The sequence below is a fragment of the Pseudomonas sp. P4_D7 genome (assembly GCF_056401755.1).
On sequence record NZ_JBFUIR010000166.1, the window covers coordinates 1 to 1,303 of the forward strand.

The window sequence follows — 1,303 nt, forward strand, 5'->3', positions numbered from 1 at the left end:
CCTTTCCACGTGAGCCATACGCTACCCAGCGCGAGCTCTCGCAGAATTCGGTCGGCCAATTCGACCTGACGTTCGACTGGAATGTGCCTGTTTTCGATCAGCGTCGCGACGGACAGCTGAGGAGTCGCATAGGCAGCCTCAAGACGCTGCCGTGACTGGTCGGTGAGGTATTCGGGTTCGAGTTTCATGAGCAGTCCCATTGGGGACGCCCCGTCTTGCAAGCCGATTGGGTACTCGACTATGAGGCTCTTCTCCTCTGGTGGCTCCTCCAGCATATGAACCTTACCGATGAAGTATTGATTCATTCGCCCGGCGCGCCCGGAAATATTCTTGAATGTGAAAAAATCAAAGGGACTGTTGTTGATTCTTCGGTCATAGATGATGACGTTCTCTGCCGACGTGTTCACCCCCTCGATCATGGTGGACGTGCAGATGATGTAGCGAATGGTTCGCTCGTTGAACAACTTCACAAAATATTGCTGGATGGCCCTTGGCACACCGCCGTGGTGAATGCCGATGCCTAGCGAAATCGCCTTCGCTACGTTCCAGGCAGGATGATAGTTATCCGCAATCCATTCTGAAATTTCACGGGTGCCATCAAGCGCAGAGAAGTCCCCCTCATCGATTAAATATTGCGCGACCCGATTTGCGCTTGCCGGTGACTGGCAGTAGATCAGGGTAGGGGAGGTGATCTGCGAGCACAGCTCAAGAAGCTTATCCTTTCGCGTGTCGCCGCGCGTTCGCAGGTTGTAGTGCGTCACGTCGACTGCCACGGTCGAGAAGTTCGAGGGAATGAAATTGTACTCATACCCATCCAGGCCTTGGATGTTCTGAATATGTGGGCCGAGTAGATAGAACTGAGCATTCAGTTTCGCAAGCTTGTGAAAAGCAAGGCTGAGATCAATAGATCGATTCTTTTCGTCAGAATCGCTGGCAAGGTCGAGCTTGTAGAACTCGTCAATGACGAAGAAATCAACATCACCCAGGTCATCACGCTGGAGCACCCTCTCCTGGGTCAGCAAGTACACATTAATAGGGGCATCTGTTGCCGCTTGGCTAGGGTGCGTGATGATGTTGCACTGCTGACGAAAGCGCCTGACCAGCCGCCGGCGAGTTTCATCAATGAGCGCGATCGTAGGCACGATCACTACAACCTTTCGGAACTTGCCCTGTGCGAGGACAGCATCAATCACCAGGCTCTTACCGACGCTGGTCGAGGCACTTAGTACGACGTTTCTGCCTTGCATCAACAAATGGAAAACATGTGCCTGCAGGCGATGAAAAACCATGCCTTTCTCAATCC

The 1,303-nt window shown here is 52.8% G+C and carries 1 protein-coding gene; it reads right to left on the minus strand.

Annotated features, from left to right (window positions below; genetic code table 11):
• On the minus strand, positions 1-1,289 hold a 1,289-nt coding region (locus AC1DVF_RS29310; RefSeq protein WP_477783643.1), incomplete at its 3' end, for a DEAD/DEAH box helicase.
• Positions 1,290-1,303 lie beyond the last annotated feature (14 nt).